The sequence below is a fragment of the Paenarthrobacter sp. CM16 genome (assembly GCF_013179505.1).
Taxonomy (GTDB): domain Bacteria; phylum Actinomycetota; class Actinomycetes; order Actinomycetales; family Micrococcaceae; genus Arthrobacter.
The window spans coordinates 1-8,104 of sequence record NZ_JABMCX010000223.1; the positions used below are offsets into that span (position 1 = coordinate 1).

General features: G+C 61.5%; 6 protein-coding genes and 1 pseudogene. 5 read left to right on the plus strand and 2 right to left on the minus strand.

The window, feature by feature from the left end:
- A partial coding sequence (locus HP499_RS17470) for a S1 RNA-binding domain-containing protein (RefSeq protein WP_172325476.1) occupies positions 1-820 on the plus strand: 820 nt, incomplete at its 5' end.
- A gap of 97 nt (positions 821-917) precedes the next feature.
- On the opposite strand, the gene HP499_RS17475 is transcribed toward HP499_RS17470, so the two are convergent.
- Positions 918-1,607 (minus strand): YigZ family protein, encoded by a 690-nt coding sequence (locus tag HP499_RS17475; RefSeq protein ID WP_172325477.1) that lies wholly within the window; start codon positions 1,605-1,607, stop codon positions 918-920.
- 22 nt (positions 1,608-1,629) lie between these two features.
- On the opposite strand from HP499_RS17475, the gene coaE reads away from it, so the two are divergent.
- The 4 genes from coaE to HP499_RS17495 all read left to right on the plus strand — a co-directional run bounded on the left by coaE (position 1,630) and on the right by HP499_RS17495 (position 7,570).
- Positions 1,630-2,868, plus strand: coding sequence for a dephospho-CoA kinase (gene coaE / locus HP499_RS17480; RefSeq protein ID WP_172325478.1), 1,239 nt, complete (start codon positions 1,630-1,632; stop codon positions 2,866-2,868).
- A gap of 29 nt (positions 2,869-2,897) precedes the next feature.
- Positions 2,898-4,997 (plus strand): excinuclease ABC subunit UvrB, encoded by a 2,100-nt coding sequence (uvrB, locus tag HP499_RS17485; RefSeq protein ID WP_172325479.1) that lies wholly within the window; start codon positions 2,898-2,900, stop codon positions 4,995-4,997.
- Positions 4,998-5,165: 168 nt separating this feature from the next.
- Positions 5,166-6,194 (plus strand): TerC family protein, encoded by a 1,029-nt coding sequence (locus HP499_RS17490; protein ID WP_172325480.1) that lies wholly within the window; start codon positions 5,166-5,168, stop codon positions 6,192-6,194.
- Positions 6,195-6,223: 29 nt separating this feature from the next.
- Positions 6,224-7,570: an MFS transporter gene (locus HP499_RS17495; protein WP_172325481.1), complete on the plus strand. Its 1,347-nt coding sequence runs from the start codon at positions 6,224-6,226 to the stop codon at positions 7,568-7,570.
- Here HP499_RS17495 and HP499_RS17500 read toward each other — a convergent pair.
- Positions 7,567-8,104 (minus strand): annotated as a pseudogene (locus HP499_RS17500) (alpha/beta hydrolase); the annotation flags it as partial. The gene HP499_RS17495 and the pseudogene HP499_RS17500 overlap by 4 nt on opposite strands.

The following is an 8,104-nucleotide window of genomic DNA, read 5'->3' on the forward strand; positions in this document are numbered from 1 at the left end:
CATCGTCAACTTCGGTGCCTTCGTGGACCTGGGCGGCGTAGACGGCCTGGTTCACGTTTCCGAGCTGTCCTGGAAGCACATCGACCACCCGTCCGAGGTTGTCGAGGTTGGCCAGGAAGTCACCGTCGAGGTCCTCGAAGTGGATCTGGACCGCGAGCGTGTCTCCCTGTCGCTCAAGGCTACGCAGGAAGATCCGTGGCAGACCTTCGCCCGCACCCACGCCCTCGGCCAGGTTGTTCCGGGTAAGGTCACCAAACTGGTTCCGTTCGGTGCGTTCGTTCGCGTCGAAGACGGCATCGAAGGCCTCGTGCACATCTCCGAGCTGGCTGTCCGCCACGTGGAGCTCGCCGAGCAGGTTGTCTCCGTTGGCGACGAACTGTTCGTCAAGGTCATCGACATCGACCTCGAGCGTCGCCGTATCTCCCTCTCCCTCAAGCAGGCTAACGAGGGCGTTGACGCTGACAGCACCGAGTTCGATCCCGCTCTTTACGGCATGGCCGCTGAGTACGACGAAGAGGGCAACTACAAGTACCCTGAGGGCTTCGACCCCGAGTCGAACGAATGGCTCGAAGGCTACGAGACCCAGCGCGCCGCTTGGGAGCAGCAGTACGCTGACGCCCAGACCCGTTGGGAAGCACACAAGAAGCAGGTTGCCCAGCACGCTGCTGACGACGCTGCTGCTGCAACGTCCGGTGAGAGCGATTCCGGCACCACGAGCTACTCCTCGGAGCCGGCTGCTGCTGAGTCCAACACCGGCGGCGGTACCCTGGCGTCCGATGAAGCACTCGCTGCACTGCGTGAGAAGCTGACCGGCAACTAATTCCGCCTCCCTCACGGGATGTGCTGAATAGCCACAGAAGGACCCCTGCCTCCGGGCAGGGGTCCTTCTGCTTTCCTAGACGCAAGCCGATGATCGCTTACCGCGGTACGTCAACCCATTGGGTGCCAAGGGGCTCGAGTTCCGCCGAACCGGCAGTGAGGGATGCCAACCTGGAACGGGCTTCCGAGATGGCTTCTTCATCAGCGGCCAGTGCCACTTGGAGTGTTGTGTGCCGGGGTCCGTATCCCGTCCCGGCCATGACATACCCGGAACTGCGAAGTTCGTTTTCCAGCCGGCCGGCCTCCTCGTGGAGAACGTTGATGGCGCACAAGCGCAGCCTCCGGCGCTCAACCAACGGAGCAAGATCCATTGCAGCAGAGACCGATTCAGAATAGGCACGGACCAAGCCACCCGCACCGAGAAGGATCCCCCCGAAATAGCGTACGACGACGACACTTACGTCGCTGAGGTCCGTCACCCCCGGTGTTGACTCACGCTTGAGAAGGGCCTCCAGTATGGGGATTCCCGCCGTGCCCGAGGGCTCGCCGTCGTCGCTGGACCGTTGAATCATCCGGTCCGGACCTATGACGAAGGCTGAGCAGTGGTGGCGGGCGTCGTGGAATTCGCGCCGGAGGTCAGCAACTAAGGACCGGGCCGTCTCCTCATCAGGTGAACGTCGAAGTACCGTGATGAAGCGGGACCGCCGGACTTCCAGTTCATGTCGAAAATCCGGGCCTGACGCGAGCGTCGTGTAGGTCGTCGCACGGCTGTCATCCTCATTTTCCACCGCTTCAGTCTAGTGTTGGAGGGTGCTGAAAATCGGGCTGACGGGCGGCATCGCCTCAGGGAAATCACTGGTGGCATCCAGGTTGCAGGAATTGGGAGCCATCCTGGTCGATGCTGACCGCATCGCACGCGACGTAGTGGAACCGGGAACCCCGGGACTGGCCCGGATTGTGGACGCGTTCGGCCCCGGGATCCTCGACGCACAGCAAAGGCTTGATCGGCCCAAGCTCGGTTCCATCGTTTTTCAGGATCCCGCTCAGCGTGAAGTGCTCAACAGCATCGTCCACCCCCTGGTCCGTGAGGCTGCTGCTGCGGCGGTCTCAGGTGCCGGTCCTGATGACATCGTGGTCCAGGACATCCCGCTCCTCGTCGAAACCGGGCAGGGCAGCAACTTCCACTTAGTGGTGGTGGTGGACGCTCCCGATGACGTTCGCATCCACCGCATGGTGGAGTACCGGCGGATGTCCAGGCAGGACGCCATGTCCCGTATGGCGTCACAGGCCACACGCACGGACCGCAATGCTGCTGCCGATGTTGTCCTGGACAACTCCGGAAGCCGGCAGGATCTGCTCACCGCCGTGGATTCGTTGTGGCAACGCCGGCTGGTCCCTTTTTCGGAGAACCTCAGCCGTGGCATCCGGGCCCACCGCGAGGTTGGACCCGTCATGGTCGAATCGAAGGCGGAGTGGGCTGCCCAGGCCGAAAGGCTCGCCGAGCGCATCATCAAGGCAGCGCCGCAGGAGATCCTTGCCGTGGACCATATCGGCTCCACCTCGGTACCGGGTCTCAGGGCGAAAGACGTGATCGACCTCCAGGTCGCAGTGACCGACCTCGAGTCAGCTGACGGGATCGCACCTTTCCTGGCCGCAGCCGGCTTCCCTGCCGTACCCGAGGTCACTCAGGACACCCCGAAGCGCTCACAACCGGATCCTGGGTCGTGGCAAAAGAGGTTCCACGCCAATGCGGATCCATGCCGGCCGGTGAACGTGCATGTACGGGTGGCCGGTTCACCGGGATGGCGTTATGCCCTGCTCTTCCGCGACTGGTTGCGGGCAGAACCGTCAGCGGCAGCACTGTATGCGGCGCACAAGAACGAGCTGGCTGCTGCCCACGCGGGGGATCAAGGCACCGCGGACTACGCCGATGCCAAAGAACCGTGGTTCACTGACGTTGCCTGGCCGCTCATGGAGGAGTGGGCCATACGCGTTGGTTGGAGGCCGCCGTCGTATATGTCTTCAGCTGAAGGCAAACGCGGACAGTAGCTGTCCTGGGGCGGGGGTAGATTTGTTCCATGAGCCTTGCCCAGGAGATCAACCGTGTCGTCGCGCCCTTCGAAGTCATCAGCGAGTTCAAGCCCGCCGGTGATCAGCCGACCGCCATTGCAGAGCTGACAGAACGAATCAACAACGGCGAAAAAGACGTCGTTCTCCTCGGTGCCACTGGTACAGGCAAGAGCGCCACCACGGCCTGGCTCATTGAACAGGTCCAGCGACCCACGCTGGTCATGGTTCAGAACAAGACCCTCGCCGCTCAGTTGGCCAACGAGTTCCGGGAGCTGTTGCCCAACAATGCGGTGGAATACTTCGTCTCCTACTACGACTACTACCAGCCCGAAGCGTACGTAGCGCAGACGGACACTTTCATCGAGAAGGACTCCTCCATCAATGAGGAGGTCGAAAGGCTCCGCCACTCGGCCACGAACGCCCTGCTGACCCGCCGCGACGTCATTGTGGTGGCCACAGTCTCGTGCATCTACGGCTTGGGTACGCCCGAGGAGTACATTGCCGGCATGGTAACGCTCCGCAAGGGCGCGGAGATGAACCGGGACCATCTCCTCCGGAAGTTTGTCTCCATGCAATACGCACGCAACGACATGGACTTCCACCGGGGGACCTTCCGGGTCCGTGGGGACACCGTGGAGATCATTCCGATGTACGAGGAACTTGCCATTCGGATCGAGTTCTTCGGCGATGAGATCGAGAACATCCAGACACTCCACCCGCTGACCGGAGAGGTATTGCGGGACGAGGAAGAAATGTACGTCTTCCCGGCATCGCACTACGTGGCCGGCCCTGAACGGATGGCCCGCGCCATCAAGCGGATCGAGGATGAACTCGCAGACCGGCTGAAAGTTCTCGAAGGCCAGAACAAGCTGGTGGAGGCCCAGCGACTCCGGATGCGGACGACGTACGATCTCGAAATGATGCAGCAGATGGGTTTCTGCAACGGCATTGAGAACTACTCAGTCCACATCGACGGCCGCGAGCCTGGAACGGCTCCACACTGCTTGATCGACTACTTCCCGGATGATTTCCTGCTGGTGGTTGATGAATCGCACGTCACCATTCCCCAAATCGGCGCCATGTACGAAGGCGACATGTCCCGCAAGCGGAACCTGGTGGATTTCGGCTTCCGGCTGCCCTCGGCCATGGACAACCGGCCCCTGAAATGGGATGAGTTCCTGGAACGCATCGGCCAGACGGTATACCTCTCCGCAACCCCGGGCAAGTACGAGCTCGGCAAAGCCGATGGCTACGTCCAGCAGATCATTCGCCCCACCGGACTGATTGATCCCGAGGTAGTGGTTAAGCCCACCAAGGGACAGATCGATGACCTGCTGGGTGAAATCAGGATCCGTACCGAGAAGAATGAACGCGTTCTGGTCACCACGTTGACCAAGCGCATGGCCGAAGACCTCACCGACTACCTCGTGGGTCATGGCGTCAAGGTGGAGTATCTGCACTCTGACGTCGACACCCTGCGGCGAGTGGAATTGCTCCGGGAACTCCGGATGGGCGTCTTCGACGTCCTGGTGGGCATCAACCTGCTTCGCGAAGGTTTGGACCTTCCCGAAGTTTCCCTTGTGAGCATCCTGGACGCTGATAAGGAAGGCTTCCTGCGTTCCTCCACGTCCCTGATCCAGACCATCGGCCGTGCGGCGCGTAACGTTTCGGGCCAGGTGCATATGTACGCTGACAGGATCACCGATTCCATGGCGCACGCCATTGAAGAGACCAACCGCCGCCGTGCCATCCAGGTCCAGTACAACACCGACCACGGCATCGACCCCCAACCGTTGCGCAAGAAGATTGCCGACATCACCGATCAGCTGGCCAAGGAAGACGCAGACACCCAGGAACTGCTCAACAACAACAGGCTTGCCAAGGGCGGAAAACGCAGCAAGTCCGCTGCCAAGGGGGCGGCCACGGTACGGCAGGACGGCCTTGCTGCTGCACCCGCTGAAGACCTTGTGGGCCTCATCGAGCAATTGACCGAACAAATGCATGGTGCGGCCGCTGAACTGCAGTTCGAAGTCGCTGCCCGCATCCGCGACGAAGTCAAGGAGTTGAAGCGCGAATTACGCCAGATGCAGTCCGCCGGGCACGCCTAAGGTAAGGTTGAGGTCACGTAGGGGAGTATCCCAAGCGCTACGTCCGTCAGCACGCAAGGCACAGATGCCTCGCCGGATCTAGCGGGCCGCCAAAATTTGCATTCACCGCACCCTGGCAGGCCGGAGAGACTTACACCGCTTTCCCGTACCCTGCGAAAGGCACCTTTAATGCAGCTACCCGTCTGGTTCGAGATCGGCTCCTTTGTCGTTCTCGGAATCATCTTGCTGATCGACCTCCTGTTGGTCATCAAGCGTCCCCATGAACCTTCCATGAAGGAAGCCGGCCTGTGGGTCGGTTTCTACGTAGCACTTGCCCTGCTCTTTGCAGTGGCCATGTTCGTCTTTGCCGGCCCCGAATACGGCGGCCAGTTCGTCGCAGGCTGGGTCACCGAGTACAGCCTGAGCATCGACAACCTCTTTGTCTTCATCATCATCATGGCCCGCTTCTCGGTGCCCCGTAAGTACCAGCAGGAAGTGCTGATGGTGGGCATCATCATCGCCCTGATCCTTCGCGGTATCTTCATTGCCCTGGGCGCTGTGGTGATCGAACAGTTCAGCTGGGTCTTCTACATCTTCGGCGCTTTCCTTCTCTGGACGGCTTGGAAGCAGGCCAAGGATTCCGGCGAAGACGAAGAAGAAGGCGCAGAGAACCCGCTGATCGCACGCCTGCGCAAGGTCCTGCCGATGTCCGAAAAGTTCGACGGCAACAAGATCCGCACCGTAGTGGACGGCAAGAAGGTCTTCACCCCCATGCTGATCGTCTTCATCACGATCGGCCTGACCGACCTCCTGTTCGCCGTGGACTCCATTCCCGCGATCTTCGGCCTGACGCAAAGCGCGTTCATTGTCTTCACTGCGAACATCTTCGCTTTGATGGGCCTGCGTCAGCTGTACTTCCTTCTCGGCGGACTCATGACCCGCCTGGTGTACCTGAAGCACGCCCTGTCCGTGATTCTGGCCTTCATCGGCGTCAAGCTCGTGCTGCACGCCATGCACGTCAACGAACTTCCGTTCATCAACGGCGGCCAGCACATCGAGTGGGCTCCTGAGATCCCCACATACGTGTCGTTGGCGGTCATTGTCGGAACCATCATCATTGCCGTTGTAGCAAGTTTGATGAGCCCCCAGGCGCGGCAGGCCAAGCTGGATGCGCGACTCGAGGCCGACGCCAAAAAGAGCATGAGCGAGGCAGAGTAACTGACCTCCAAAGGTTGTAGTCTGCTGAAGTGACTACCACTTCAACTACGGCGCTGGACCCGCAAAGGGTTCAGCGCCGTACTGTTTTTCTCCTCAGTTCCGCGCAACTCCTCAGCGGCGTAGGCAACGGAGCCACCCTTTCCATCGGATCGCTGCTGGCAGTAGACCTGTCAGGTTCAGAAGCGTGGGCAGGATCCATCACCACCGTGCTGACATTGGCTGCAGCAATCGCGGCATTGCCCCTGGCGAGGCTGGCTGAAACACGCGGACGCCGCATCGGCCTGGTTACGGGACTGGTGGCGGCGATGGTGGGAGCACTCCTGGTCATTGCCTCAGTGGTGGGCCAATCCTTCGTGCTGCTCCTGTTGGGCGCAGCTTTCCTGGGTCTCGGCACCGCCGCCAATCTCCAGGCGAGGTTCGCCGCCGTCGATCTCGCTGAACCTGAGCACCGCGGACGATCACTGTCCACCGTCGTCTGGGCAATCACCATAGGCGCTGTTGCCGGGCCAAACCTGATCCAGCCGGGTGCCGTGGTCGGGGAGGCGCTTGGGCTGCCGCCCATTGCAGGTCCCTTCGTTTTTTCTGCCGCTGGCCTGTTCCTTGCCGCGCTCCTGTTGTTCGCGGGTCTCCGCCCGGACCCGCTGTTGCTGTCCCGGCGGCTGGCATCGCAGGCACGCCGGGACGCCGGCGATGACGCACTGCCCGTCAGGGGCACCATCCGCTCAGGACTTCGCGCCGTACGCTCATCAAGGTTGGCGATGCTCGCCCTGGCGGCCGTAGTGGCTGCACACGGCGTGATGGTGGCCATCATGTCCATGACACCCCTGCACCTTCAGCAGCTGGTAGGCGGTTCGCATGCCGGACACCATGGGGGAACCACTGACAGTGCAGATGCCCTGGTGATCATAGGCCTGACGATTTCGCTGCATATCGCCGGAATGTTTGCTTTGTCGCCCCTCTGGGGATGGCTGACTGACAAAGCCGGGCGCCTGCAAACCATCGCCATGGGCCACGGCCTCCTGCTGGTCGCTGTGCTTATTGCGGGGTTCGGCCAACACGAGCCCGGTCTTGTCACCGCCGGCCTGATCTTCCTTGGCCTGGGTTGGTCTGCCGCGACCATCGCGGGTTCAACTTTGTTGGCTGAGAGTGTTGCCCCCGACGCACGGGTTACGGTCCAGGGAGTTTCGGACACCCTCATGGGTGGCGCCGGTGCAATCGGCGGCGCCACCTCCGGGCTACTGCTCGCTTGGATCGGTTACCAGGGGCTCAATGTGACATCGGGCATTGTGGCCGCGTTGGTGCTGGCCTTGACGCTCCTGCTGACCGTACGGACAGCGGGAGCGTCAACCCCGCAGGCTCTCCAACCGCCGGCCTAGCGGACCGCCCGGACCATCCCGAGGAGCCGGGCGAAAATGCCTTCGCCGTCTTCCCCTATGCCATCGTGGTGGAAGTCTGCGGTCACCCATGGTTGAAGACCACGCACGGCTGCAGCAGTTTCGAGGGACAGATCGTGATCCACGTAAATATCGTCCTTGTACACTGCGGCCGCAACGGGGACGCTGTTCGCCGCCAAGCGGGCAGGGTTGTACAGGGGCTTCCAGTCTTTCTTGGCGGCCAGCTGTTCAGCCACTTCCCGAAGAGGCACCAGGGCCGGATCCTGCTCGAAGTACCAGGGGTACACCATCTCCCCGGTGAGCAGAGGCTCGTCGGCGTCGGGCTTGAATTCCGGATGGTCCTCCAGCACGCGCCACGCTGCCCAGTTGGTCGCTTCCCCTTGCCCGTAGATGGACTCATGAAGAATGGCGTACAGGGGATTGGCAGCGCGACTGACGAGGCCCCGCACTTGTTCGAGGAATGTTTCGGAGAGGCGTGGGCCGGAGGCGGTGTCAATGAAGGCGTCCTCCAGGAGG